The organism is Pseudoalteromonas sp. NZS127, from assembly GCF_015864805.1.
In the GTDB taxonomy this organism is placed as follows: Bacteria; Pseudomonadota; Gammaproteobacteria; order Enterobacterales; family Alteromonadaceae; genus Pseudoalteromonas; species Pseudoalteromonas nigrifaciens.
Genome location: NZ_JADYWN010000010.1, coordinates 84,943 through 111,125, shown reverse-complemented (window position 1 = coordinate 111,125; position 26,183 = coordinate 84,943). Strand labels below are relative to the sequence as shown.

General features: G+C 39.5%; 19 protein-coding genes, 1 pseudogene and 1 riboswitch. Of the genes and pseudogenes, 11 read left to right on the top strand and 9 right to left on the bottom strand.

Going from position 1 to position 26,183, the window contains the following annotated elements:
- Positions 1 to 178: 178 nt before the first annotated feature.
- Positions 179 to 337, top strand: coding sequence for a hypothetical protein (locus I6E78_RS10925; RefSeq protein ID WP_197182483.1), 159 nt, complete (start codon positions 179 to 181; stop codon positions 335 to 337).
- Positions 338 to 369: 32 nt separating this feature from the next.
- On the opposite strand, the pseudogene I6E78_RS10920 reads toward I6E78_RS10925, so the two are convergent.
- The 3 genes and pseudogenes from I6E78_RS10920 to drt3a form a co-directional block, all read right to left on the bottom strand.
- Positions 370 to 718: pseudogene (locus I6E78_RS10920) on the bottom strand (alpha/beta fold hydrolase); the annotation flags it as partial.
- Positions 719 to 996: 278 nt separating this feature from the next.
- Positions 997 to 2,976, bottom strand: coding sequence for an antiviral reverse transcriptase Drt3b (gene drt3b, locus I6E78_RS10915; RefSeq protein WP_197182482.1), 1,980 nt, complete (start codon positions 2,974 to 2,976; stop codon positions 997 to 999).
- Positions 2,977 to 3,345: 369 nt separating this feature from the next.
- Complete coding sequence (gene drt3a, locus I6E78_RS10910) at positions 3,346 to 4,128, bottom strand: antiviral reverse transcriptase Drt3a (RefSeq protein WP_197182481.1); 783 nt, start codon at positions 4,126 to 4,128, stop codon at positions 3,346 to 3,348.
- A gap of 283 nt (positions 4,129 to 4,411) precedes the next feature.
- On the opposite strand from drt3a, the gene sbcB reads away from it, so the two are divergent.
- Complete coding sequence (sbcB, locus tag I6E78_RS10905; protein WP_197182480.1) at positions 4,412 to 5,857, top strand: exodeoxyribonuclease I; 1,446 nt, start codon at positions 4,412 to 4,414, stop codon at positions 5,855 to 5,857.
- 193 nt (positions 5,858 to 6,050) lie between these two features.
- On the opposite strand, the gene I6E78_RS10900 is transcribed toward sbcB, so the two are convergent.
- Entirely contained in the window at positions 6,051 to 6,932 is an 882-nt protein-coding gene (locus tag I6E78_RS10900) for an NAD(P)-dependent oxidoreductase (RefSeq protein WP_058373164.1), read from the bottom strand.
- Between the two features lie 118 nt (positions 6,933 to 7,050).
- Between I6E78_RS10900 and I6E78_RS10895 the strand changes: the two genes are divergently transcribed.
- Positions 7,051 to 7,545: a glutathione peroxidase gene (locus tag I6E78_RS10895; protein ID WP_197182479.1), complete on the top strand. Its 495-nt coding sequence runs from the start codon at positions 7,051 to 7,053 to the stop codon at positions 7,543 to 7,545.
- Between the two features lie 53 nt (positions 7,546 to 7,598).
- On the opposite strand, the gene I6E78_RS10890 is transcribed toward I6E78_RS10895, so the two are convergent.
- Positions 7,599 to 8,924 (bottom strand): sodium-dependent transporter, encoded by a 1,326-nt coding sequence (locus I6E78_RS10890; protein WP_011327935.1) that lies wholly within the window; start codon positions 8,922 to 8,924, stop codon positions 7,599 to 7,601.
- 173 nt (positions 8,925 to 9,097) lie between these two features.
- On the opposite strand from I6E78_RS10890, the gene I6E78_RS10885 reads away from it, so the two are divergent.
- Complete coding sequence (locus I6E78_RS10885; RefSeq protein WP_197182478.1) at positions 9,098 to 9,844, top strand: 4'-phosphopantetheinyl transferase family protein; 747 nt, start codon at positions 9,098 to 9,100, stop codon at positions 9,842 to 9,844.
- Here the strand turns inward: I6E78_RS10885 and lysC are convergent.
- Both lysC and nhaD read right to left on the bottom strand, forming a co-directional pair.
- Positions 9,818 to 11,209, bottom strand: coding sequence for a lysine-sensitive aspartokinase 3 (gene lysC / locus I6E78_RS10880; protein WP_197182477.1), 1,392 nt, complete (start codon positions 11,207 to 11,209; stop codon positions 9,818 to 9,820). The two genes, I6E78_RS10885 and lysC, sit on opposite strands and share 27 nt — an antisense overlap.
- A gap of 75 nt (positions 11,210 to 11,284) precedes the next feature.
- Positions 11,285 to 11,457: riboswitch (Lysine riboswitch) on the bottom strand.
- A 132-nt stretch (positions 11,458 to 11,589) separates the two neighbouring features.
- Positions 11,590 to 12,837, bottom strand: coding sequence for a sodium:proton antiporter NhaD (nhaD, locus tag I6E78_RS10875; protein WP_197182476.1), 1,248 nt, complete (start codon positions 12,835 to 12,837; stop codon positions 11,590 to 11,592).
- Positions 12,838 to 13,068: 231 nt separating this feature from the next.
- Between nhaD and I6E78_RS10870 the strand changes: the two genes are divergently transcribed.
- The 4 genes from I6E78_RS10870 (at position 13,069) to I6E78_RS10855 (ending at position 18,320) form a co-directional block, all read left to right on the top strand.
- Positions 13,069 to 14,340: a hypothetical protein gene (locus tag I6E78_RS10870; RefSeq protein WP_197182475.1), complete on the top strand. Its 1,272-nt coding sequence runs from the start codon at positions 13,069 to 13,071 to the stop codon at positions 14,338 to 14,340.
- Positions 14,341 to 14,345: 5 nt separating this feature from the next.
- Positions 14,346 to 14,894, top strand: a complete 549-nt coding sequence (locus I6E78_RS10865) for a condensin complex protein MksE (RefSeq protein WP_058373159.1) — start codon at positions 14,346 to 14,348, stop codon at positions 14,892 to 14,894.
- Positions 14,891 to 17,665 carry an ATPase gene (locus tag I6E78_RS10860; RefSeq protein WP_197182474.1) on the top strand — a complete coding sequence of 925 codons (2,775 nt, stop codon included), beginning with the start codon at positions 14,891 to 14,893 and terminating at the stop codon, positions 17,663 to 17,665. Before I6E78_RS10865 ends, I6E78_RS10860 begins: the two co-directional genes overlap by 4 nt.
- A gap of 109 nt (positions 17,666 to 17,774) precedes the next feature.
- On the top strand, positions 17,775 to 18,320 hold the full coding sequence (locus I6E78_RS10855) for a DUF4136 domain-containing protein (RefSeq protein WP_197182473.1): 546 nt from the start codon (positions 17,775 to 17,777) through the stop codon (positions 18,318 to 18,320).
- 149 nt (positions 18,321 to 18,469) lie between these two features.
- Here I6E78_RS10855 and I6E78_RS10850 read toward each other — a convergent pair whose 3' ends face one another.
- Positions 18,470 to 18,979, bottom strand: coding sequence for a peptide-methionine (S)-S-oxide reductase (locus I6E78_RS10850; protein ID WP_197182472.1), 510 nt, complete (start codon positions 18,977 to 18,979; stop codon positions 18,470 to 18,472).
- A 163-nt stretch (positions 18,980 to 19,142) separates the two neighbouring features.
- Here I6E78_RS10850 and I6E78_RS10845 point away from each other — a divergent pair, with 163 nt between their 5' ends.
- Positions 19,143 to 21,011, top strand: a complete 1,869-nt coding sequence (locus I6E78_RS10845; RefSeq protein ID WP_197182471.1) for a TonB-dependent receptor plug domain-containing protein — start codon at positions 19,143 to 19,145, stop codon at positions 21,009 to 21,011.
- 411 nt (positions 21,012 to 21,422) lie between these two features.
- Here the strand turns inward: I6E78_RS10845 and I6E78_RS10840 are convergent, their stop codons facing one another.
- Positions 21,423 to 21,686: a YkgJ family cysteine cluster protein gene (locus I6E78_RS10840; protein WP_011327924.1), complete on the bottom strand. Its 264-nt coding sequence runs from the start codon at positions 21,684 to 21,686 to the stop codon at positions 21,423 to 21,425.
- 160 nt (positions 21,687 to 21,846) lie between these two features.
- Here I6E78_RS10840 and I6E78_RS10835 point away from each other — a divergent pair, with 160 nt between their 5' ends.
- Positions 21,847 to 23,022, top strand: coding sequence for an efflux RND transporter periplasmic adaptor subunit (locus I6E78_RS10835; RefSeq protein WP_197182470.1), 1,176 nt, complete (start codon positions 21,847 to 21,849; stop codon positions 23,020 to 23,022).
- 2 nt (positions 23,023 to 23,024) lie between these two features.
- Positions 23,025 to 26,174 carry an efflux RND transporter permease subunit gene (locus tag I6E78_RS10830; protein ID WP_197182469.1) on the top strand — a complete coding sequence of 1,050 codons (3,150 nt, stop codon included), beginning with the start codon at positions 23,025 to 23,027 and terminating at the stop codon, positions 26,172 to 26,174.
- The last annotated feature ends 9 nt before the right edge of the window (positions 26,175 to 26,183 follow it).

Below are 26,183 nucleotides of genomic sequence, written 5' to 3'. Positions count from 1 at the left end.
ACTTTATAAAGCAAAAAGCTACCTAATGTGGATTTAAACTGTTTTATGGGATTTTGTGTATGTATGAAGCCAAGATTTGAGCCACTCCCCTTTTACTCATATTGACCTGTTACTTGGCAAAAAGTACAATCGCACTTCATTAGAAGCTATAACAAGAGTAAATAATAGGGGTATGACTATGTTTGAAAATAAACGCGAAAAAATTAAGTCTACACCTTTCTCAGACTTCGTTCGTAACGCATCTTCAAGAGAAAAACGTAAGTTTTTTGATAAAGTGATTAAAGAAACAATTGCTGAACAAAATGAAATGATTAAAAAAGCACAAGCATGTAGTTAATATAAGCTTTCTGAAAGTCGCCAATTAGCGGCTTTTTTAATACTCACCAAAAATAAAAAGCTAATGTTAGAGTAATCAGGGAGTGGACGTTTTGTCCAAAACCTAAATACTGACTCGACATTCCATTTTTCACATCATCAAGCTTTATTGCAGCAAAGCCTCTGCTGCATATTCCTCTGAGCTATTGTTTTTTATTTGCGCAGAACCGTCATTACCAATACGGGAGTACCTGAGCACTTTAGCGTGTTGGGTAAGTAATTCGAAAATCGGATCCCAATAACTTAAACCTGCAGAACCACCCGCTTCAAGTAAAATAATATGCTTACCTTCACCAGCTAGCTCGTATTCAACGTCAAAGCCATTTACTTCAACTTTAATCATTTCGGCTAAGGCACGAAATGAGCAAAGTAGGACAGTGTTTATTTTCTTATGATTAGAGAAAGTTGGTGGTTTGCTTAAGCCATTGACGAAAGGATTAGAAAAAGGTGAGCATTAAATTTGACGGCCACCATCGATGGTAGCCGTCACAAACCTTTTGTGTGTGCCTTTCGGCCAACCCTAAGAGTTTGTCTCGGGCGGATTCCCACATGGGGAAAGCAGAACTAGCGTGCTATTAAACGACACTACTTCATACTAGGTTCTGGATAACAATACATTGATCAATATGTCGGATTCAACTGTTTTTTCATCAATAAGTTCCATATATCTACTTTATCCCAGTTTGAGAACCAATAACGGTTAGTTGAATAATCAATAATTACTTGTAATTCAGCCTCTAAAGACACGTTATCCTTTGAGAATTTTACATTTTTTCGTGACAATTGATTTTTAAGCTCACCAATAACAATAATCTTTTTAAGGTAGTTGATTTTTTTTATCGAACTTATAAATGGACAGCTTAAATAATCTAATAACATATGTATTAATTCTGCAGATTTAAAGCCAATATCATTGATAATGTTCTCCATATAAGTTTCAGCTTTAATAGTCAAAGTTGGAATATAATGAGATAATGATTTATTTTTACCAGCAATATACATCAAACATATAAAATCAAAATAATTATAGCTCTTTAACTCATTGAGCTTATTAAAACTAATACTAGGTAGGCTTTCTTGGATATTTTCTGATATGTATTCAAGTGTTAAAGCCAAATTGTAAACTTCTATTTTCATGCCTTCTTCACATTCATGATCAATCTGTAATATTTTTAATTGTAAATAATGAGAAAGCTTATCTCTAAAATAGTGAGAGTAAATTAAAGACTTCCTTTTAGAAAAATCATTAAGAGTTATTATTAACTGGCAAAATGAGAAGGAAGTTGAAGTTCTTCTATCCAAAGAATAAAAGTACAGTATGATATCAAAGTAAGAAGCAAAATATTCAAAATCATCATTTGAAATTTTCAATGAGTGAAACTGATACTTATCAATCGCGGAATAAATAAGTTTACCAAGTGATTTTTGTATATACGCTGTAATATCCAGTAAGCCAACACCTACTTCTTTTATAACAGACTTTACATCTCTGATAAATTGAGGGACCACATTTTCTCTTTTTATTCTCTTCATAGAGGGAAGCCTAATAAACTTATCACCCATGGGCTTAAGCTCTGTAATTTTGTTATTAACTGATTTTATTAACTCCCTAACCTTGTCAATAGCAATATCTTTAGATGTGTAAAATGGTCTTTCCTGAAAAACTCGCTTACTCTTATTGACTGAAAGCTTATAGTAGTGAAGCACATCAATAATTTCCCTTTCAATTATATTTAACTTATCTAGATTATTTGAAAATAAAAAATAATCATCAACGTACCTTCTTAACTCATAATCTACTCCACAGATTATATTTAACTTCTCTAAATTTTTATAAATTTCAGAATCTATCCCTTGGAGTATCACCTCACTAAATATTCTTGAAAATTCAGGCCCAGTTATAATCCCATTTGTCTCATTATAATTAATCTTAGACATCAGGCTGTCGAATTCATTTTCAAAAGTTTTGAGGTTCTTTTTCGTATTATTCTTAGCGAATTTTTTATCTTTAACTGACCAGCATATTGAATGTGTATAAATTGAATCGAAACATGCTTGCACATCAAGCTTTAATAAAAATTTAAACTTCTCTTCTAAATACAAAAACTCAGTAGAGCTAGTAAAGAAATTTATATGTTGAAATTTTTTGTATGAGAAATATGAGTTTTGATACTGATTATTTTCCAATTCAAACTCAACTACGTCTGATTTTAAGTGCTCTTCGGTATAAGCGTGCTCACTAGTATAGTACCTTGAAGCTTTTTTTGATGGGTACCTTATAGAAAAATCACTTACAGAACATGAGTTTAATATTCTCGATGAAAACACATCATAGAATGAAGCTACATCTAGTTGCAAAGAAGGATGGATCAATGACAGAACTCTATGTGAGTTAGCATCTTTATCAATTTTAAAATTAAAAGGGATTGAGTAATCCTCTGCTTTTTGTTCGATAAGCCCGACTAAAAAACTAGGTATATTATCTTTCTCTTTATAATTTTTATAAAAGCCAGTATTAGAAAAAAGCAAAGGTGTTTCAAAAGGTGTGACCTCTGTTGCCAACACTCTCAAACTATCATCTTGGTTTATTTTATTGAGCATTGGACCAGCACCTTTTTATTATTTTGATGTCCTCAAATGAATATATTGGCTTACTTATGAATGCATTTTTGAATGAGAGGTTTTTGACGAAATTCAGTTTTTTCTTTTCAATTTCTTCAATTTTAATTAACCGTTTAATTCTAGATTTTTTTGAATATAGAGCATTCCTATAAAATCTATCAATTTCTTTTAAAGATAGGGAATCAGTAATATCAATGTACTTATAACTATAATAAAGACCTAAGTTAAAGCTTCTACCATTCCTGAACTCAACTCTCCGATTTCCTGTGATAAACTTCAACCTTTTTAAAAGCAACTCTTCATCTCGATCTTCACCAAAAGATAAAAGTGATTTTACTATCCTATTTTTTATATTTTCACTTTATTTTCTGATATATCAATTTTACTTAGTTTAGATTTTTTTGCTTCAAAACTGTAACCTAAATAATTAAACTTTTTTTCTTTATCATCGTCGATTCTAATCTCTTGGAACTTCTCACTTTTGCTATGGAAAGTCAGCCCTGAAGGTAAAAGGCTTGTTAGCTTTTCTTGGATATTGAGAATCTCATTAAAACTAAAAATTATTATATCGTCTACAAATCTTGCGTAGAAATAGATCCCTTCAATTTTCTTTACATTTTTATCAAAATCTTCTAAAAAATATTCAGCTAAGCTGCCACTTAAGGAAGTACCCCTGCCAATTCCCTCAAAACCATTACTTTCAACACTATTCAAATATAATAAAATCAACTTTTTAGAATTTGGTGAGATTCTCATATCTTGTGAAATTTGGTTATACATAATTTCAGGGTGTATTGACTCATAAAACTTTTTTATATCTAGTCTATAAATAAATTTGGTTGTTTTTTCTTGTAACAATTGAATGATAGTTCTAATTATTAAATCTTTATCTGACTGCTTTGAATTAGAAACATTATTTAGCATTTGGGATAGATAATTTAACAGTAGATAACTTCCAGGCTCTTTTATTGAGATAACTCTTTTACCATGTAATGTTAGTTTATTGAATTCACTCATGAAAAGTCCATCATACTTGAGTAAATCAATTGCCTTTAATGTACTAAACTTATCTAGCCTCTTATTTCTCGCAAGAATGTTTAACTCGCCTTCATTAATATATTCAAAATCCATTTAAGCTCTACCTATAACATTTTAATTCTCAGATAATTTACTCTAAATATAAATAAAACACTATAAAACAACTTACTAATATAATATTTTAGTTTTTTAATGTTCTATGAAAAAACCATTGGCTTAAAATTTCATATGGAGCCTTTAAAGCCCTTGTACAAACCATTTTCTCGCTCAAACCTATAAACTACCCCGCCCATATGCCATAATCTAAATAATTCATAATTTTAGTAACTTGGCGCTATTTTTGGCGCTTTAAAGTTAACTACTCAAGGTTTTACGCATGGCATATCAAGAGCAAAATCAAGCAACAATCTATTGGCACGACTACGAGACTTGGGGGGCTAGTCCGCAAAAGGATAAGCCGAGCCAGTTTGCGGGTGTTCGTACCGATCTTGATTTAAATATTATTGGTGAGCCGCTTATTGAATACTGTAAACCGCAGGCGGATTACTTACCGCACCCTGAGGCGTGTTTAATTACCGGTATTACGCCACAAGTTGCGATGAAAAAAGGCTTGGTTGAGGCTGAATTTATAGCAAAAATTCATGCACAATTTAGTGTGCCAAATACCTGTGTTGCCGGTTATAACAGTATTCGGTTTGATGACGAAGTAAGCCGTTATAGCTTTTACCGTAACTTTTACGACCCGTACGAGCGCGAATATAAAAACAACAATAGCCGTTGGGACATTATTGATTTAGTACGTGCTTGTTATGCACTGCGCCCAGAGGGCATTGAATGGCCGTTAAAAGAAGACGGTAGTCCAAGCTTTAAGTTAGAGCATTTAACCGTTGCCAACGGTATTGAACACGCTGCGGCGCACGATGCACTAAGCGATGTAACCGCTACTATTGCATTGGCTAAACTAATAAAAGACAAGCAGCCAAAGCTGTATAACTTCTTTTTTAGTTTACGTGGTAAAAAAGCCTTAGCTGAGTTGGTTGATGTATTTAACATGACCCCGCTTGTGCATACCAGCTCACGCATTCCAGCAACGCAAGGCTGTACTAGCTGGGTTGCACCTATGAGCTATCATCCGGTAAATAAAAATGCCGTAATTTGTTTTGATTTAACTCAAAGCCCACAAGTACTTATTGATTTAAGTGTTGAGCAATTACGTAAACGTTTATATACCAAGCGTATTGATTTAGCTGAAGACGAGTTACCAGTAGGATTAAAACTAGTGCATTTAAACAAGTGCCCTATTTTAGCACCTGCTAAAACGTTATTACCTGAAAATGCAGCGCGTTTAGGCATTGACCGCGAGCAATGTTTAAAAAACCTGGCGGTGTTAAAAGGCAATAGCGAGCTGCGCGATAAAGTAACTGAGGTGTTTAACGAGCAAGGCGATTACAGCGCAACAACTAACGTTGACTATTTACTTTACGATGGGTTTACTAGCCATGCTGACAAAGCTAAATTTGCGATTATTCGCGATGCAAAACCCGAAGACTTAGCCGATTTAAAACTCGATTTTGAAGATAAAAAGTTTAATACTTTATTGTTTAGATACCGCGCTCGTAACTGGCCGCAAACGCTTAACCAGCAAGAGCTGGATCAATGGCGTCAGTATTGTCAAAACAAGTTAATGCACGGGGAAGATCAACCCTCAATTAACGCTCAAGACTTTATGATCACGCTTGAAAATTTAGCCCATGAGCATGACGACAGTGAAAAAAACCTAACCATTTTAAAAGCCTTATATAACTATGCACAAAGCATGTAATTTGGTTTAGACGTACTTATACAACGCATATAAAAACGCGACGCTTTATAACTAAAGCGTCGCGTTTTTTGTTTTAAGTAAATGAGAAGACATAAAACCAACAATGATCTTTTTAGATCTATCACTTTCTCTAAAAGCGCAGCGTCTCTTAACCTCTTTGTGAATAAATCACTTTACGGGCTCAACGTAAACGTTATTTTTTATGCTGTGCTTCAATGCGTGCAAGTAAGCTTGATGTATCGTAGCGGCCACCGCCTAATGCTTGCACATCGGCGTAATACCCATCTACTGTGGCTGTCATTGCTAGCGTTGCACCGTTATTTTTCGCCTCATCTAGCGCTATGCCTAAGTCTTTACGCATCCAATCAACTGCAAAACCAAAGTCGTATTCTCCTGCCCACATGGTTTTGTAACGGTTTTCCATTTGCCACGAACCGGCAGCGCCTTTAGAAATAGTTTCTATTACTTTTTCACCATCAAGCCCTGCTTGCTTTGCAAAATGTAAGCCTTCGGCTAAGCCCTGTACTGCACCCGCAATACAAATTTGATTAACCATTTTACATAATTGTCCTGAGCCTACGCCACCTAACAATTGGCTGAAACGACTAAATGCCGTCATAACAGGCTGCACTTTAGCAAATACAGTTTCGCTGCCACCAGCCATTACTGTAAGCACGCCATTTTCGGCGCCAGCTTGACCACCCGATACTGGCGCGTCAATAAAGTCGACTTTTAATAACGCCGCTTTTGCTGCCACTTCGCGCGCCACTGTAGCTGAAGTAGTAGTATGATCGACCAAAATACTGCCTGCTTTAATACCGGCTAATACCCCGTTTTCGCCATATACTACCGAGCGTAAATCGTCGTCGTTACCCACACACATAAATACAATGTCGGCACCGTTTACAGCTTCGCGTGGAGTGGCTGCAAAGTTGCCGCTAAATTCGTTAGCCCACTTTTGAGCTTTAGCTTGAGTACGGTTATAAACGCACACACTGTGCCCTGCTTTTGCTAAATGCCCCGCCATTGGGTAACCCATTACGCCTAAACCTATAAATGCTACTTTCATTGACATAAAAATGACCTATTAAACTGATAACTTAAAAACCATGCCTGATTATGTCAATCGGTTGATAAAAAAGCGAATGAAGTCTTTATAAAGTTTATTTAATAGGAAATTAAGTAGGTGATCTATGGATAGTATTTATCAATTTAACGCAGAGTGTTGTAACAGGGAGCTTTTTTCTTTTAAGCAGTTAAAAGGCAAAACGCTACTTATTGTAAATATTGCCAGTGAATGTCATTTTTCGGCGCAGTTAACCGCTTTAGAAAAGCTGTATCAGCACTATAAAAACAGTGGATTTACCATTTTAGCGTTTCCGTGCAATCAATTTGGCCAAAATGAGCCGCTTGATAATTTAGCCATTAACAGCTTTTATCAAGCGCAATTTAATACCACATTTGAAATATTTGCCAAAGTAATGGTAAACGGCCCAGAAGCTCACCCCTTGTTTAATTACTTAAAGCAGCACACCAGAGGTATTTCGCAAGGGCGAGTAATAAAGTGGAACTTCACTAAATTTTTAATTAATTCGCAAGGCCAACTTGTTTCCCGTTATGCACCGCGCACCAAGCCAGAAACGTTAAAGCAGGCAATTGAAAATCAGTTATTGCTAACAGCTAAATAACAAAGCAAAACGAGAGCAAAAGCTCCCGTTTTATTTATAACTTGCAGTAACGCTTAACTACTAAACGCCACATTGGCAAATACCAAGGTCATTAATATTGGGCAAACAAAACGTATGTACTGAGCAAACCAGTAATGCGCGCCGCTAGTTGCCTGGTGTAGTTTGTTACCGCGCTGCCATAACCAGCCCACAGTAACAAAGTAAAACAATCCCATTAACGGTAATTGGTACTGGGTAAATACCATAATAACCAAGCCAAATAACCAATCAAAATTAAGTATTATTAAACTGGCAAACACTAGCACTACGCCACTAACTAGCCACGTAGCTTTAGTGCGATCAACACCGTGGTTTTCGACTAAAAACGCCACCGGAATTTCGGTGGTTGATATAGTAGAAGTAACCGAGGCTATCGACATTAATACAAAAAACAATAACCCAACCAATAAGCCAATATCGCCCATGGTGCTAAATAACGCGGGTAAAATGGCAAAAATAAGCTGCCCTTCACCAATTAATTTACCGTTACTAAATACTTCTACGCCATTGTGCTGCGCCACGTAAATAGCAGGCACAATAAGTAAACCAGCTAAAAAGGCCACACTGGTATCGAGTAGTGCTACGCTGGCAGTCAGTTTTGGTAAGTTAGCACCGGGTTTTAAATACGAGCCGTAAATCATCATGCAGCCCACACCTAGCGATAAGGAGAAAAAGGCTTGCCCCATAGCTGCAATAATTAAGTTAGGGTCGAGTATTTGGCTAAAGTCAGGTATTAAATACGCTGCAAAGCCATCACTTGCACCATCAAGCGTTGCAATATAAATAATTAAACCAATTAACAATACTAGCAGCACCGGCATTAAACGCCGTGACCAGGTTTCAATACCCGATTTAACCCCTTTTAAAATAATACTCGCGGTTAAAATAAGCATAAGCGGGGTAAACACAAAATTACGCAGCGCAGAGTCGCTGTGTAAAAATTCGCTAGCGCCGCTAAACCCTAAAAATGTAGTTACGGGTTCAATAGCATACGACAGCATCCACCCTGCCACTATTGAATAAAAGCTAAGCATTACAATAGCGCCGCCAAGGCCAATATAACCTGCAGCCGCGCCTACTTTAGGGGCTTTATTTTGCCATGCTTGCCTAAGTGCTTTTACCGGATTAGCTTGGGCGTAATACCCTAAATACAGCTCGGTATATAAAGCCGGCAAAGCAAGTAAAAATATAACAATAAAGTAAACCAGCAAAAAAGCACCACCACCATGGTTAGCAGCCTGCGTAGGAAAACCCCATATATTACCTAAACCTACCGCTGCGCCAGCGGCGGCCAATACAAAACCAAGTCGACTTTGAAAACCATCACGCACTTGTGTCATACACCTACAAATCTGTTATTATTTTAGCTGTTGTGAATTAAACCATATTTCATCGCGCCTTAGTAATAAAAATGTACCTAGCGCGCACAACAACTAACAACCGCTCACTATATGTTCAGCTTATGCATACAAGCAGGTAATCGGTATTAAATTTATTATTATTTTGAGCGTTTATGAGTTCACTTTACTTTAAAAACACCCTGCAAATTAATCAGCCTTTTAGTAACAATAAAAGCCCTATTTTATTGTTTGACGCTAAAACGCTCGATATAAGCCAATTTAATTTGCCTGATTATTTAAGCCCTTTTGAGCTGCAAATAATAAACCGCCGTAAAAGCGTATCGGCCAAGCAAGAGTATTTAGCCACGCGATTATTACTTAAGTATTTAGTTATAACATCGCACCCTAATATGGCGGGCATTAAGCCATGTAATATAAGCTCAGAGTTTAACCTACAAACAAGTAAATTAGCGCTACACATTAATAACAGCCACACCGTTATTAATACCTGTATATCGCATTCTAATGGTTTTGTTGGCGCTGCACTTAACCCTACAAAAGCCCAGTTTGGTTTCGATATTGAAAAAATAAGCACAAAGCGCCCTTTTGAAAAACTCGCAAAGCATTTTTATCATACCGATGAAATTGCGCTGATCACCAAGCCCACCAATGCAGAGGATCAAGCTAAACACTTTTTTAGGATTTGGACCTTAAAAGAAGCGCTCGCTAAAGCCACTAGCCGCCCTATTGCCAAGTTACTAAGCCCTAATGTGTTTACAGAGTTAACTTGCGCGCAGCTTAATGCCAGTAGTTCTGTGGTAGGCGAATTTGATATAAGTGTAGTGAGCGAAAAAAGCACTGACTGGCAGTGCTCTCTTATTAATTTAGCTATATTAGGCCGCGCAATCGCTTTCGAGTAGTCGGCTATGAATAGCTTGCACTACGTTGTCGGATTCGCCTTGCTCGACCAAAAAGCACAAGTTATGCTTACTTGCACCGTGGCAAATTAGCCTTATATTAAAGTCACTTAATACCTGCATTAAGTTCATTTCGTGCTGGCGCAACTGTATTTCTGAGCCAATAAGCGCCACTAAGGTTAAGTTGTTTTCTACCGACACATGGCAAAACTCAGCAAGTTTATCTAAGCAACCCTGATCAAGCTCTGGGCGCGATGCATTAGGCGCGTTATCAAGCGTTATTGCTACGCTAATTTCAGAAGTGGTCACTAAATCTACCGAAATATTAAACTCGCTTAAAATAGTAAATACTCGGGCTAAAAAGCCACTAGCTAATAGCATTTCGGGGCTTTTAAGAGTAAGTAATATTTGGTTTTTACGTTGTGTTACTGCGCGAATTCCTGGCAGTTGCGACTTTTCACGCTCAATCCAAGTACCACCGCGCTCTGGCTCACGGCTCGAACCTACAAACACATTAATATGGCTGCGGCTGGCGGGTAAAATAGTTGCCGGATGCAATACTTTTGCACCAAAGGTAGCCATTTCGGCAGCTTCGTCAAAGCTAAGGCGTGCAATTGGCGTGGCTTTTACACATAAACGCGGGTCGGTACTAAAAATACCCACTACGTCAGTCCAAATATGCACACTTTTAGCATGAATAGCCTCGGCCAGTAATGCAGCACTGTAGTCTGATCCGCCGCGCCCTAAAGTGGTCGTTTGGCCGTGTTCGTCGCTGCCAATAAAGCCCTGTGTAACAATTACTTGATCGTCTAAAAGCGGAATAAGTAATGCGCTTGCTGCTTGTGCAGTAGCTGCAACATTAGGAGTTGCTTTGCCAAATTGACTGTCGGTTTTAAGCACTTGGCGCACGTCAAAGCGTATTGCATTTAAACCTTTTAAACGCAGCACTTGAGTAAATAAATAAGTTGATAACCGCTCGCCAAAACTTAATAGCTCGTCATGTAGCGCTTTAGTTTGTAGCGTTTGGCTGGCTAGTTTTTCAAATGCCGCTAACGTTTGGGCAAAGCCCTGCGCTAAATCGGTATCTAAACTCAACTCGGCTAAAATAGCCTGCTGAATCGCCAGCACGCCGTTAATATGTGCTTGGCGCTCATCTTCACTAAGGTTGATTTTACATAGCTCAACTAAATGATTAGTGACTCCTGCGCTGGCGCTTAGTGCAACAATACGCACGCTTTTATCTGCTACTACAATTTTACTACTGTGGTCCATAGCTGCAAAGTTAGCTACGCTGGTGCCGCCAAATTTAGCAACGGTATAATTTGATTTGCTGCCTAATACTACATGTGGCACTGATTGGGTTGTCATTTCGTCTCCTTTCACGGCATCCAAACCGTAATAAAACAAGAAGAACTTGGCAGCAAATATAAGGTAAGAAAATTCACTGCCAGAAGCTCTCCACCTATATTGGTGACAGTTTTGAGGATTCAGCCCCATAAACCGAAAAACAACGACGACGACGCGTTATTTTTCTCGGCGAGTACTTCCCTCTTTAATGCTCAACGGCGTTCGTCACCTCACATTAAATACCTAAGTATCGCACCTCTTCTGAATGTTGTATTAATGGCTATTTTAGCAATCACTAATAAAACAAAACCCCAGCAATATATTGAAAAGATCAATACTTTACTGGGGCTTTGAAAGTTATCGTTTAGACATCTAGCTGTCAAGCACTTTAATAACTAATATTAAACAAAACCTGCCATTAAATACGAGCCTGTATAGCCTACGGTGTAACAAATTAATAAATAAAACGACAAACGTAAGTAGCTCATAAAGGTCAGTTCTTTAACTTTGCTCATGGCAATAATACCCGCCGCTGAGCCTATAATTAACATAGAGCCCCCTACGCCTGTGGCATAAGTAAACGACAGCCAATGCTGCTGTGTCATTACTATATCTGCTTTTAATAACGCGGCAGTAAGTGGTACGTTATCAACGCCTGCCGACAATATACCCATTAAATAGTTTGCGTATTCAGGTGCCATTATTGTGTACAGGTCGCTAAAGTGGCTTAACATACCAACTTCTTTTAACGCCCCTACCAGTAATAATACACCTACAAAAAACAACAAGGTGTCGTATTCTATTTCACGAATAAAATCTATCATGTCTTTGTTTATGTCTTTTTTGCGCATTAAAAATTGCGCCACTAAAAACATCATAGACAAACCAAACAAAAAGGTAAGCAATGGCGGTACACTGTATAAAACACTCAGTGTTAAGGTAGCAATAACCGTAGATAAGAAGATAACTGCAATTGTAATATCGGTTTTTTCAATGCGTTTTTGCTTGGTTTTAGTAAAGTCGAGCTGGCCATTTAAGCCTATTGATAACAGTGCAGCTAACAGCATCACACTTACAAATGCTGGCCCAATTAACAATAACAAATTGCTAATAGTTACTTTACCATCTAAAAATATCATTAACGTGGTTACATCACCGGTAATTAACGACACACCACCAGAGTTAACCGCAAAAATTATCAGCGTGGCATATCTAATTAGCTTTTTGGCTTCAAGTTTTAATGATAAAACCACCGCTAAAGATATAAGCGTAGCGGTTACGTTATCGGAAATAGAAGAGAATAAAAATGCAAAAACACCAACCAAAAACATTAACTTACGTTCGCTAATTCGTTTTGGCATAATCCGGTTAACAATATTTTCGATAAACCCTTTTGAGTTTAAATAGGCAACAAAGGTCATTGCCGCCATTAAAAACAGCCATAAGGAGGCAATTTCTAAAATATTATGATTAAGGAGTGATTGAATCGTATCAGGGCTTTGCCCATTAATAGGGAAGATAAAAGAGATAATCCAGCAGAGCGTACCAAAAAAAAGTGTCGTTTTAGCTTTGTTTACGTGGATTATATCCTCAATAACGATCAGCAAAAATGCAATCGCTATTAAAGTCAGGATAATAGAGGAAACCATGATAATTGAACAACCTTTGGAATAATGTAAAAATTGAACCTATGAAGAAAATAGAGCCGCATATTTCGTGTGCCTATTTTCGGTGCGGATGTTATCACTATGACCTGGTAAAAACTATTATTAAATCGTTGTAAAAACGAATACCATAGTGCTATCAGCGCTATTAAAATTACGAATAACTCGCTTATTTAGCTCGTTATTTAACAACATACTAGGATGTATAAACGCCTTATGATCCCAGCTAAAAAGCTATTAAATACCCTTAGCGAACATTGGGGGGTGCTAGAGCTATTATTTAAACGTTTTAAAATGGCCGACTTTAGTATTAAAGATTTGCAAAATGCCATTAAACACAAACAACCTACATGGCATAACGAGCGAATTTATAAAGAAACTAATCGCTTGTTAAATCAAGATATTATAATTCCTTTAGCTAAATCTTCGCAGCTTGAAATAAACCGTGCCATTGCCGACTTTGCTACATTTTTACTGCAAGAAGAGCATTTAGGTTTAGCACAAGAAATTAGCGTATTAGTAGAGGACTTAGCTCGCCTTGGCGATCGCTTAGCTAACGCGGGCGAAGTGGAAGATTTTGACGACTTACGCCGTTTTAGCCGTATTATGGATGATCGAGTACGCAAAATAATGAAACTGTACGCACACAACGAAAACGCTATTTTAAATATTGTTGAGCAAGCTAAATCTAATAACGCGGTGCAATCGCTGCAAAAACGTTATAAAGCGGTAATAGAAGCGTTTGACGAATACATAGAGCCAATGCTTGAAATGGTTGATATTCGCGGTGAGTTTCATGCCTGTTTTAATCTTATAGAGCAGCAAATTAGTACGCAAATAGAGCGTATTGAGCAATCGGGTAAAGCATATACCGACAAACGCATGCTAGAGCAATTACGTACCCGTATTCTCGAAATGCATTTAGTAGGCCGCGAAAGCCTGCGTAAAAGTGCCGACATGCTAATGCCGCTGCGTGAAGAGCTACGCCGAAATAACTTAATTACCCGCCAAGCTGCAAAAGTGCTTGGGCTAGTGCGTAAAAATGGCGTAGACAACATGCTAACAGCGGTGCAACCACACTTTGTGAGCGACGCACAGCGTTACTCGTTGGGGCAACAACGCCATATAGTTGCCTATATGGCAAGTTTGGTTGAGTTTGAACACCAAGAATACCAATTGCCCGATCAGCAAGATGTACCGCCTTTTCAAACGCCAAACATTCCCGATTACAACGATGTTAAAAGCAGCTTTGCAAAACGCTTCAATACAAAACGTAAAAAGCCGCAACCATTGCTGCAATTTTTAGACGAAAGTTACCCCGATTTAGATGCCGAAGAAATGCTGTTTTTGTATCAAAAATTAGTGAGTGACAACGAGCTTGAAAAAAGCCAAAGCGATGAAAAAGCACGCTTTAAAATTGCCGGTCAGTATTTTTCTCTTTATCCCTATAATTCACAGCCGCAAACACCTAGTAAGGCAGATGAGTAATCACCATGACACAAATAAACTTAAACGAGCTTACCCACTTACAAGCAATTAATAAAAAATTAGTGGCGGGTTATCATATTTGCGAACAAGACAACCTAATGTGGCAAGAGCTGGATCAAAATATAGACGCTTACAGTGCGCTATTTAGCGCCCTAGGTAACGAGCTAAAACACGACAGCCGTGGCTTTTATTACTTTAGCAGCGACGAAAGTACACCCAATATGGGAAAAATATCCCGTGCTATTGCGCTTACTATTTATATTTTAATTGAGCACTACGCCAACACCGGCAAAGACCCAATGCGCGCCTTGTTCGACGAAGTAAACGATTTAGAGTTAATGCAAACCTTAGTGCAAATTAACAAACACTTGTTTGATCAACTGGAGATATTTTCGGGCTCCGATCTGCGCAAAGACGTGTACCTGCGCATGGTACGCTTAGGTTTGGCACGCGAAGTAGAAGCAGGCTTTATGCTACAAGCCCCAATTCATCGCTATATAGATGCCTTAATGGAAGTAAACGAAGAAACCTACCTAACAGAGGACGAGCAATGAAAAATTTATACGGACTAAGTAAACTCGCCCTACTCAATACCGCAGGTTACGCAAAATGTGTGATCCCGCTGGATAAAAGCAGCTCTATTTGCGCGCCAAATAATACCGGTAAAAGCTCGGTAATAAATGCCCTGCAGTTTCCGCTTATTAACGATTTACGCCTAACCGAGTGGGATGGCCACGATTTAGACGAAACCCGTAAGTTTTATTTTTCATCCGATCAATCCTACATTTTGCTTGAAGCAAATCTGCCCCATGGCTCAGTAGTAATTGGTGTAGCGGGTTTGGGGAAAATTGCCGGTTATGCGCACCAATATTTTTGCTACCAAGGTAAGCTTGATTTAGAGCAGTACACCCAAGGTAAAACCATTATTAAATACACTAAGCTGTTTAGCCATTTAAAACAGCTTGGGTACAACCCCATAGAGCTAAAAGCGCAAGAGCTAAACGCCCTACTCACCGGCGGCGCAACCCCATTTGACGACGAGATCAACTTAAAAATGATCCCGCTTAATAACGTTCAAGATTCGACTATTTATAAAGAAATATTTCGCCGTATTCTTAACTTACATAAACTCGGTGCCGCCGATGTAAAACGCTTTATGCTACGTGTATTTGAGCGCCACATGTCTAACTCTAAGGTCGACTTTTATGAAGTGTGGCGTCGCTCGTTCGACAAAGTAAACCGCAGTAAACGTGAGTTACACGCCCTTGAATCGATGCAAGAGCCCATAGCCGCGCTTGAGTCGATGCTAGAGAACCAAACCGTACTAAAAGGTAAATTAGCGGCTTATGCTCCAAAAATTGACCAAGCACTCATTGATTTTGACAACTACCAAGAGTCGCAATTAGAAGAGCTAGCAATAGCGCTTGAAAACATAGAGCACGAAAAACACGAGTTTGAACAAAAGCAAAGTTTATACGTGCAGCAGTCGCGCGATATAGAACGCAGGCAAACGCAAATAGAGCAATGGTTTTTAGATTTTAACGCACTTAAAAACGAATTTGAACTGGTTAACAAAGCCACGCTTAAAACAAACCTAACCCAGTTAAAGCAAGACTACGAGTCGCTTTCGCACTCTATTACCAGCGCACAAGGGCAAAGCCTGCATACACTTGACTACCGTATTAGCGAAACCCAAAAACAAATTAAGAGCTTAAAGCTGCAACTTAAAAACTTGGAATTTAATTTATTTACCCGCATGCGCGAAGAGCTGTCGTTAAAAGAAGTGGAAGAAATTTCGCGCATTTTAAACCCCGACATGCTTTCGTTTGCAACCACCAGCAATGGCGATATAAGTATTGATGACGAAGATACGTTTGGGGAATTTTTATCGCACTTAAGTGAAAACGTTAAAGGCGGCGTACTTACACTGCCTGGTGCGAGTATTAAGCTTAAAAAGCTCTCGCCTGTACAAATGCAAAGCGGCGAAAATAAAGAGCAACTAACTGCTCAGCTAAGCGCCCTTGAACAGGCTTTAAAAGAGTTTAAGCAACAGCGCGATGTAGCGGCAAATGTGGCCGACAAGCAAAAAGAAAAAGACACCTTGTACGATGAACTAATGAGCGCCGAAGCCGCTCTTAAACGTTTAGAGCAGTTTGACACTATGCTGCAATCGGCAGAAGCACAAACCATGCTAAAAGAGCAGCTGTTAGCCGAGCGCGATCAGGTTGACGATTATCTACAAGACATTCAAAAAAATAGCGGCTCAATTAGCGACCGACGCTCAATAATTAAATCAAAACAGGCGCAAATTAATCGCCAATCTGATCGTTTGCGCCAAGTTAAAAGTGAGCGAATTGACCACACCCTTGATTTATACAGCGGCAAAGTTACCCCTTACATGATAGAGGTAACAATAGACTTTGATAATTTAAGCGACCTAGTGCACCACTTTAATAAAGACTGCCAAGAGCTGCGTAACTTTGAGATAAACGTACGCAATACCTATTTGCATATTTATAACGCCGGTATTACCAAGTTTGATAACGAAAACGATGAGTTTAGTAAGTATCAAAAACTCATTAGTGCGTTTCATAACATTGATAACGAACGCGATGCCGTTGAGCGCCAAGGCCGCGTGGCTCTAACTGAAGTAGCCGCAACCATTAAGGGCCTGCGCGAAGATTTAGACCGCCTGCGCCGCGAAATGAACAGCTTTAATAAAGGTATTAGCCAGCATCGTATTTCGAACCTGCAAGCATTTAAAATTAATGTAATACCGCGCAAAATGTTAGTTGATAGCATAGATACTATAATTAGTACCTCGCATCAGTTTGAGCAAGGCGATACGCTGGATTTACTCAGCCAAGAACCCTATAGCGAAAGCGCAGTAAACGAGGCGAAAGATCATTTAATTAAGCTCGCCTCCGACAAAGCTGGCCTTACTCTCACCGATTTATTTGATATTCGTTTTGAAGTAGTCAATCGCGCAGGCGATACCGAACACTTTGACAAAATAGACTCGGCGGGTTCAAACGGTACGCGCATAACTATTAAGTTATTATGTGGTATGTTGTTTATTCGCTATTTGTTAAGCTCACAGGAACAAAACTTATACCGTATACCTATATACATAGATGAAGCCGCCGACATTGATCCGCAAAATCAAAAGGCAATTATTGAAACCGCGCTTAGCTTTGGCTTCGTCCCTATATTTGCCTCAGTTAAACCGCAAACAAGCTGCGATTATATTGTGCCAATTCGCTCAGTTAAAGACGGTGCACAAAACTGGGTAGACGAAAAAGACTGGATAGAAGTTGAACATTAAGTAATTAATCAATGGTTCAGCTATAGCAGCTAAACTGTTGTTAAGCGCTTAAATATCACACTGCCTAACAATGTGTGTTATTTTATAAAAAAGATTAGGAGTAAACTGTATGAAAAATATTTTTATTGTAGCCGCACTTGCGTTTTTAACTGCTTGTACGCAAACCGCAGACTGGGATTACGACAAATCAGCAAACTTTGCTAACTATAAAACCTTTGCGTGGGTAGAAAATGCTGATTTAACAAAAGACACCAATAACTATCAAATTAACGCGTTAATGGAAAAGCGTGTACGCAGCGCAATAAGCAGTGAGCTTAATCAGAAAATGGGCATGAGCTTAGCCGATCCTGCTCAAGCAGACGTGCTAGTAAACTACCATGCATCGGTAGATAAAGAGCTAGACGTAAGTTCTTTTAACATTGGCTACGGCGCTCGTTGGAGCTCGTGGGGTTTAGGGTATCAAAACGATATATCTGCTCGTGAATACGAAGTAGGCACTTTAGTTATTGATATTATTGAGCGTGAATCAAACCAGTTAGTATGGCGCGGCGCTGAAGATGGTCGATTAAAGAAAAACCAATCTCCTGAGCAACGTGAACTGTCGGTTAGAAAAACAGTTGCTAAAATTTTAAGTAACTTCCCGCCACAAAAGTAGCCGCTGGTTTTAAAGCACATATAAAAGCTCACAATGTGTGAGCTTTTTTGTGACTGATTGTTTTTTATTAAATTTTTTGCTGTAGCCGCAGAGCCTGCTGATAAGAAAAACTGTCGCTTTTAGCATAATTGATATAGCAGACTTTCGCTTTATTTCGATTTATATTTATGTAATAACTCAGGTGGTATATGGCAATAGTCATCAGGGAAGTTAGTTAGCCGGTCTTGATGCTCTGCATCGCTTGGAACATAATTGGTTAGCAGCTGAACTTGTACCACGATTTTATCTGCATCAGCGCGTTGGTTTATATAGTCTTTTGCAATTGTTAAGTGACATTGCTGTTTACTATAAATAGCACTACGGTATTTTAATCCAACATCGTTACCCTGCTTATTAACACTGTAAGGGTCAATAATCTCAAAAAAGTATTCAATCAGTTTATTGAGTGTCACGGCTGTTATATCAAAGGTTACTTTCACGCACTCGGCATAACCGTCGTATTCACCTTGTGTATTATTATTTTTGCCATTAGCTCGTCCAGCCTCAGTGGTAACAACGCCGGGTAAGTACTTAATAAACTCTTGTACCCCCCAAAGGCAGCCTCCAGCAAAGTAAATGCTTTCTAGATGCGAATTTTCGTTTGTTTGTACTGTGCCCATAAAATCAATTACCCTACTTTACGAATGATTATCAAATGCAATTTTTTAAGATTAATATACAATACCAAGCCAAATTACAATTATTTGACTACTTTATCACGCCTTAACAGGGTGTTTCGGATTTAATTGTTAGCACAATTACATATACAAAAATGAGAAAAACATGAATCGTGCCCCGCGCCTTATATTACCCATATTATTACCTACATTGCTATGCAGTGTTACTGGCTTTGCCTACGCTGAAGTGCAAACTAAAAATGCCACAGCAATAGAGCAAATAACGGTTGAAGCTTCCCCTACTGCAAATAAAGAACCCGTGGGCACCTTCGACTCACCGGTTTCTAATTTAGAGTATGATCCGCGTGTTGATGTGCAATCGCGTAATATGGCCGAAGCACAAGCCGATGTAACCATTCGTGGTGGTATTTTCGAAAATACTGGTTTTAGGGTTGGCAGCGCAACGTTGTTCGATCCGCAGTCGGGACATTACTTTGCCGAAATTCCTATAGCGCCACAAATGTTACGTGGCCCAGCTATATTCACCGCAGCAGATAATGCACTTTATGGCGTTAACAGTTCGGTTGGTACAGTATCGTTTGCTTGGAAGCCAATTAGTACCGGTGGTAGCGTATCACTTGGGGTTGGCAGCAATGACTTTAATTTACAAAGCCTGCATGCGGGCGTGAATATACCATTGGATGGTATTTCCGATTGGCAGCTGGGTGTAGAAGGCGAGTTTTCTCACTCACAAAGTGATGGCTCTATTGATTATGGCGATCATGACTTTACCCGTGCCTCAAGCCGTGTTCAATTAGTGGGCCCAAACTCACAAACCGATCTGTTTTTTGGCTCTCAAGAAAAGTTTTTTGGTTGGCCAAATTTGTATACTCCATTTGGGGTTAACGAAACTGAAGATCTTAAAACTCAGCTATTTATGCTCAACCATAAACAAAACTATGGCGCCGAGAGCTCGTTTGAAGTATCTACATATTATCGTAAACACGAGGATCACTATGTGTATTCTCGTGAAAACCCAATGTCGTTCGAAGCGTTTCATCAAACCGATGTTAAATCACTAGCACTTTCGGGGCGCCATGCGCACAGCGCGTCTTTTGCACTCAATTATTCTGCGCAATTTATTAATGATTCGATTGAATCGACCACGCTTGAAAATAATTTCACCTCACGTAATTATTATAAAGTAAGTGTGCTGCCAGAGTACCAAATGGCACTTGAGAGCGATCAACACCTTACTATTCGCCTTGGTGCGGCTTTTGACGATACTAATCGCGATGATTCTGAAATTTCACTTATTGGTGATATAACTTTAAATACACAAAACAGCGACGGCACTGAGCGCACTGTTTATTTATCGTATGCACAGGCAAGCCAAGTTGCAGGCTATACCGCAATTGGTGGCAGCGACACTGGCGGTTTGTTTAGAAGTAACTACAACCTTGAGCGCGAAATCACTAAAAATCTCGAGCTGGGTTTATTATTAGAGCGACAAAGTTGGCGCTTTAACTCTGCTGTTTTTTATCGCCAAGATGATAACTTAACCGATTGGACTTATAGTTTAGATGCTACTTCTGCCCGCTTTGCCAATCCGGTAGATATTAATACCTCGGGGGTTGAGTTTCTTGCCACTAAGCATTTTGATAACGCAGAAATTATTGCCAGTTATAGCTTTTTAAAAAAATCAGAGAATTATGGCGCAGCCGATATAGATGCTAGCTTTTACGCATTAAACTACCCAGATCATAGGCTAACCCTTGCGGCTATTTGGAACCCAACAGATATTTTAGAGTTTCGTATAGATAACGAATGGCGCAAACAACATGAAAATACGCTGCGCAGTGGCGATGATGATGCGTTATTCACTCATTTAACCTTAAAAATAATGCCGCCGCAGATTAAAAACTTATTTATTACATTGGCCGCAGATAACCTGTGGAATGAATCGTTTCAAGAGATCCCGGGCACTCCTGGACGGGGCGAGCAATATACGCTAAGCGCAACCTATAGCTGGTAGCGCACTACACAAGCAAGCTTATTATTTACCAGATAGTTGTAGATGATAGGCTTGCTCACGTGAAAAGCACAGTTCAATTATTTAAAGTAAAACACTATTGTACAAAGAGCAGATAATGGGAGTAAATGAGTCAATATATAATCCTAAGTTCGGATAATAAGGACTTATTTCGGGTCTATCTCTTCCTCTAAAAGCGCAGCGTCTCTTAACCTCTTTGTAAGTAAATCACTTTACAGGCTTTGCCCGTAACGCAAGCAAGCTTCGCATCTACAAAAACAGCCACAAAACTGTACTTTAATCGTAAGCGTTGAGCTTGCTGCTGCGAAAAGCGCGGCTTTCAATTTTTGCATTCAAGTATTTAAAACACTTATTCATAAATAAATGTAAATATGTGTGTATTAAAAACGAGGATTAAGTCAACTCTTCAAGCTCAGTAATAAGCGCTAAAGCCTGCGCATTAGTTGTACCGCATACATCTAGTGTGGCGCTAAAATCGCTGCATACTTTTGGCCGACTAGCGTCGCCAAATAACTTACATAAATTACGCTCATCTAACTGAATACAACGCTCTCCGGCCTTTTTACCGTTTGGCATTCCTGGAATGGGTGAGCTAATACTTGGCGCAATACAACATGCCCCACAGCCTAACCGACACGCCATAGGCTGTGTTTTCATAATAACCTCAATATAAATATATTTGTTTGCTGCTGCATTTTTTAGTCATACCTTAAATAAACAGGTAGTGAAGCGCAATGCTTTGTTACATCTTTAAATGCTTTGTAAACATTTTATTGCGTATTATTAGCTGGTCACCACAATTATGAAGGAATGCCTCGTGGCTTCTAAAAAACAAATAATACTGCCGTTTGCGGTTTTAATTGGCGGAATTGCGTTAGCTTTCGCTTTTTCAACCATGAAAACGCCACCCGAAGAAAAACCAGAACAAGATACTCGCCCACTTATTGCCACGCAACACGTTCACCTTGATGCAATAACACTCGATGTAAAATCTTACGGTATTGTAAAACCAAAAGATAAAACAGAGTTAATTGCACAAGTAGGTGGGCAAGTTATTTCGGTTGCCGGGCAGTTTGTTGAAGGCGCATTTGTAAAACAAGGCGATATTTTAGCACGAATTGATCCAAATGATTACGAAGCCGACTTAATTGAAGCCCAGGCCGGTTTAGCCCAAGCAAGTTCTGCACTCGAAATAGAACGTGCTCAAGCCCACGTAGCAAAAGCAGAATGGGAGCGAATTAAAGCCGATGCCAGCGATGCAATTGCATCTCAGCTGTATTTACGTAAACCGCAACTCGCCGAAAAAATGGCACGTTACCGCTCAGCGCAAGCCAGTGTTAAACGCGCTAACCGCAACCTTGAACGCACTTACATAAAAGCCCCCTACAACGCGATTATTAATGAGCGCAGCATTAGCTTAGGCTCAGTGGTAAATCAAGGAAGTCGGTTGGGTGCATTAAGTGCCATAGCAGTTGCTGAAGTACGTTTACCCGTGGCCGATAACGAGCTGCAATTCTTAAGCAACGGCGGCATAAACGCAAACGTCACTTTTAGCACCCAGTACGCAGGTAAGCAAACAACATGGCAAGCTAAAATAATACGCAGTGAAGGCGTGGTTGATCAAAAAAGTAGAATGAGTTACTTAGTCGCGCAGCTTGCTACTCCTTATGCTAATAACAGCCAACCGCTGCGATTTGGCTCTTATATTAATGCCACTATTGAAGGGCGCGCACTCGATAACGCTATTATTGTGCCGCATCATTTAGTAAAAAATAATAAAATTGCCATTTTAAATAATAACTTAACCCTATCGTTTAAAACCCTCAATATAATTCGTGAGCAAAACGGCATGATAATAGCCAATCAAGGTTTAAATGAGGGTGATCAGCTTATTACCTCAGCGCTTGAATACCCAACCGAGGGCATGGCCGTTAAAATTGAAGAAACCACGCCTAATAGCGATGTAACCCAGCTTGCCCTTAAAGAGGAATAACCATGAGTACTCGTGAAAAAGGCTTAATTGCCTGGTTTGCCCGAAACCCCGTAGCCGCAAACCTATTAATGATTTTTATATTAATTGGCGGTATTTTAACGGCATTTACTATTCGCAAACAGATGTTTCCACAGTTTGAAAGTAATTGGATCAGCGTACAAGCTGTTTACCCTGGGGCTGCTCCGCAAGAGGTTGAAGAAGGTATAACCATAAAAATAGAAGAAAACCTAGAAGGAATTGAAGGCATAAAACGCCTTATCACTTATTCTAACCGTGGGTTTTCGCAAGCCTGGGTTGAAATAGAAGAGCAATATAATCCCCAAGACGTACTTGACGAAATAAAAGTTCAGGTTGATTCAATCAATACTTTTCCTGCCGATATGGAGCGTCCTGTGGTGCGCCGCGATAAGTACGAGCAAGAGGTTATGATCCTCGCGCTGTATGGCGACATGAGCAACTACCAGCTAAAAGAGCTAGGTAATAACATAAAAGACGAACTCCAAGCCCTGCCTAATATTAATTTGGTTGAGTTTAATGCTGGCCTAGATTACGAAATAGGCATAGAAGTGAGCCCAGATAAACTCCGTGAGTACGGTTTAACATTTAGAGATATTGCCAGCGCCGTACAAAGCTTTTCGGCCAATATGTCGGCTGGGCAAATTCGCTCAAAAAATGGCTATATTTCTATGCGGGTAGAAAAGCAAGCCTACCGGGGTAACGAGTTTGCAAAATTGCCGCTTATTACCCTGCCCGACGGCGCACAAATTTATTTAGGCGATGTAGCTACTATTAACGATGGCTTTGCCGAGGGCCTACAATATTCAAAGTACAATGGTAAAAATTCATTGTCGTTTGAAATAAACGCCTCAAAAGATCAAGATATTACCGACGTAGCCAAAGTACTTAAAAGTTACATGGCAGCAAAAGAATCGCAGTTACCCGCAGGTGTAAAGCTAACCCCTATTCTTGATTTAACTTACTACCTTGAAGGTCGGCTTGATATGATGGTCGATAACATGATTTGGGGTGGCTTGTTAGTCATGCTAGTACTGGCTTTATTTTTACCATTACGCTTAGCGTTTTGGGTGATGATGGGCTTACCCGTGTCGTTTTTAGGCGCATTTTTATTTATGCCAATTGGCTTTTTAGACGTGACAATTAACTTAGCCTCATTATTTGCCTTTATTTTAGTGCTCGGCATAGTAGTAGACGACGCCATAGTGGTTGGCGAGTCGGCGAGCGCCGAAATAGAAAAGCACGGCCACACTCTAGATAACGTAGTACGCGGAGTTAAACGCGTTGCTATACCAGCAACTTTTGGCGTACTGACCACTATTGCCGCCTTTTTACCACAAACTTTAGCAACAGGCCCAGGTGCTGCGTTTTCAAAAGCGATTGGTGGCGTGATTATTTTATGTTTGATTTTTTCTTTGATTGAATCAAAACTAATTTTACCCGCACATATTGCTGCTATGAGTAAGCGTAAACCTAACCCTAAAAACCCACTGTATCGTATTCGTACAGTAATGGATAACGGCTTAAAAAGCTTTGTTAGCCATTATTACACGCCCTTTATTGGCCACTGTATTCATTATCGTTACACAGTAATAATAGGCTTTATGTGCTTATTAATTATTAGCGCTGGGATGTTTGCAGGAGGATTAGTTAAATTTGTTCCTAATCCTAAAATACCGCATGATTTTCCACGTATTCGAATAGAAATGAACTTGGCTTCTTCTGAGCAAGCCACCTTAGAGACGGCACAAAAAATAGAAAGTGTGCTGCTAAAAGTAGATCAACAACTACAACAGCAATATGGTAAATCGATGATCCGCGATTTATCGGTCAGTTTACGTGGCCGTACACAAGCCAATATTATGGCTATTTTAGTAGAGCCCGATTTACGCCCCATAGACACCTTTGCGCTAAGTGCATTGTGGCGCGAGCAAATGCCTCCATTGCCGGGTGTTAAAACCCTCACCATTGAAGATAGCATAATGAACGGTGGCCGTGATGATGGTGATATTAGCTTTAAACTTGAAGGTAAAAATGCTGCCGTACTTAAAGAAGTTGCCGCTAAATTAAAAGCCAAGTTACAAACTATCGAAGGCGTGGGCGATGTAAACGACTCAATGCAAAGCGCCACCGACGAAGTACAACTTGATTTAAAACCGCTTGCCTACAGTATGGGCTTAACCCTTGCCGATGTAGCGTCGCAGGTGAGCTTTAGTTATTACGGTCTAGAAGCACAGCGTATTTTACGCGAAGGTGAAGAAATTAAAGTAATGATACGCTACCCCGAAGATGAGCGTAATTCTATTAGCGATATTCAAAGTGTACGTATTATTACTCCAAGCGGCGCAGAAGTACCGCTTAGCGAAATAGCGCAAGTAAGTTTAGTTGATGGGGTAAATCGTATTCGACGCGAAGACTCAAAACGCACCGTTAATGTGTGGGCAGCGGTAAATACCGACAAAGCAGAGCCTTTTGCTATTGCCGAGGAAATTCGGGATCAATACCTGCCCGCTTTATTAAAAAGCTATCCGGGTGTACAAAGCGACGTAGCTGGGCGTGTTCAAGAAGAAATGGACAGTGCTGATGAACAAAAACGCGATTTTGCATTATCGATGATCATTATATTTGCGCTACTGGCTATTCCGCTACGCTCTTACTCGCAGCCGCTTATTATTATGTCGGTTATTCCATTTGGCGTCATTGGCGCTATGTTTGGCCACATGATTTTAGGCATGACCATGAGTAGCTTATCAATGTTTGGCATTATTGCCGTGGCCGGCGTAGTGGTAAACGATTCGCTCGTGATGGTTGACTTTGTAAACAAAGCACGCGCTGAAGGTGTGCCTATTAAAGAGGCGGTAATGCAAGCTGGCGCTCGGCGCTTTAGAGCAATTTTACTCACATCAGTGACTACGTTTATTGGCGTTATGCCTATTATTATGGAAACCAGCTTACAAGCTAAAATAGTTATTCCTATGGCTGTATCACTGGCTTTTGGGGTGTTATTTGCCACCGTAATAACGCTAATACTTATTCCGTGTCAGTATGTGGCGCTAGAGGACACTAAGCGCTTAATTGCTAAAATGCGCGGTAAACCCCAAATGGTAGATGGCCACCCAACCACAACAAATAGTTAATTATAAACA

Excerpts from the sequence above, each read along its gene's own strand:
- I6E78_RS10925 (WP_197182483.1), top strand. The coding sequence starts at position 179 with ATGTTTGAAAATAAACGCGAAAAAATTAAGTCTACACCTTTCTCAGAC.
- drt3b (WP_197182482.1), bottom strand. The coding sequence starts at position 2,976 with ATGCTCAATAAAATAAACCAAGATGATAGTTTGAGAGTGTTGGCAACA.
- drt3a (WP_197182481.1), bottom strand. The coding sequence starts at position 4,128 with ATGGATTTTGAATATATTAATGAAGGCGAGTTAAACATTCTTGCGAGA.
- sbcB (WP_197182480.1), top strand. The coding sequence starts at position 4,412 with ATGGCATATCAAGAGCAAAATCAAGCAACAATCTATTGGCACGACTAC.
- I6E78_RS10900 (WP_058373164.1), bottom strand. The coding sequence starts at position 6,932 with ATGTCAATGAAAGTAGCATTTATAGGTTTAGGCGTAATGGGTTACCCA.
- I6E78_RS10895 (WP_197182479.1), top strand. The coding sequence starts at position 7,051 with ATGGATAGTATTTATCAATTTAACGCAGAGTGTTGTAACAGGGAGCTT.
- I6E78_RS10890 (WP_011327935.1), bottom strand. The coding sequence starts at position 8,924 with ATGACACAAGTGCGTGATGGTTTTCAAAGTCGACTTGGTTTTGTATTG.
- I6E78_RS10885 (WP_197182478.1), top strand. The coding sequence starts at position 9,098 with ATGAGTTCACTTTACTTTAAAAACACCCTGCAAATTAATCAGCCTTTT.
- lysC (WP_197182477.1), bottom strand. The coding sequence starts at position 11,209 with ATGACAACCCAATCAGTGCCACATGTAGTATTAGGCAGCAAATCAAAT.
- nhaD (WP_197182476.1), bottom strand. The coding sequence starts at position 12,837 with ATGGTTTCCTCTATTATCCTGACTTTAATAGCGATTGCATTTTTGCTG.
- I6E78_RS10870 (WP_197182475.1), top strand. The coding sequence starts at position 13,069 with ATGATCCCAGCTAAAAAGCTATTAAATACCCTTAGCGAACATTGGGGG.
- I6E78_RS10865 (WP_058373159.1), top strand. The coding sequence starts at position 14,346 with ATGACACAAATAAACTTAAACGAGCTTACCCACTTACAAGCAATTAAT.
- I6E78_RS10860 (WP_197182474.1), top strand. The coding sequence starts at position 14,891 with ATGAAAAATTTATACGGACTAAGTAAACTCGCCCTACTCAATACCGCA.
- I6E78_RS10855 (WP_197182473.1), top strand. The coding sequence starts at position 17,775 with ATGAAAAATATTTTTATTGTAGCCGCACTTGCGTTTTTAACTGCTTGT.
- I6E78_RS10850 (WP_197182472.1), bottom strand. The coding sequence starts at position 18,979 with ATGGGCACAGTACAAACAAACGAAAATTCGCATCTAGAAAGCATTTAC.
- I6E78_RS10845 (WP_197182471.1), top strand. The coding sequence starts at position 19,143 with ATGAATCGTGCCCCGCGCCTTATATTACCCATATTATTACCTACATTG.
- I6E78_RS10840 (WP_011327924.1), bottom strand. The coding sequence starts at position 21,686 with ATGAAAACACAGCCTATGGCGTGTCGGTTAGGCTGTGGGGCATGTTGT.
- I6E78_RS10830 (WP_197182469.1), top strand. The coding sequence starts at position 23,025 with ATGAGTACTCGTGAAAAAGGCTTAATTGCCTGGTTTGCCCGAAACCCC.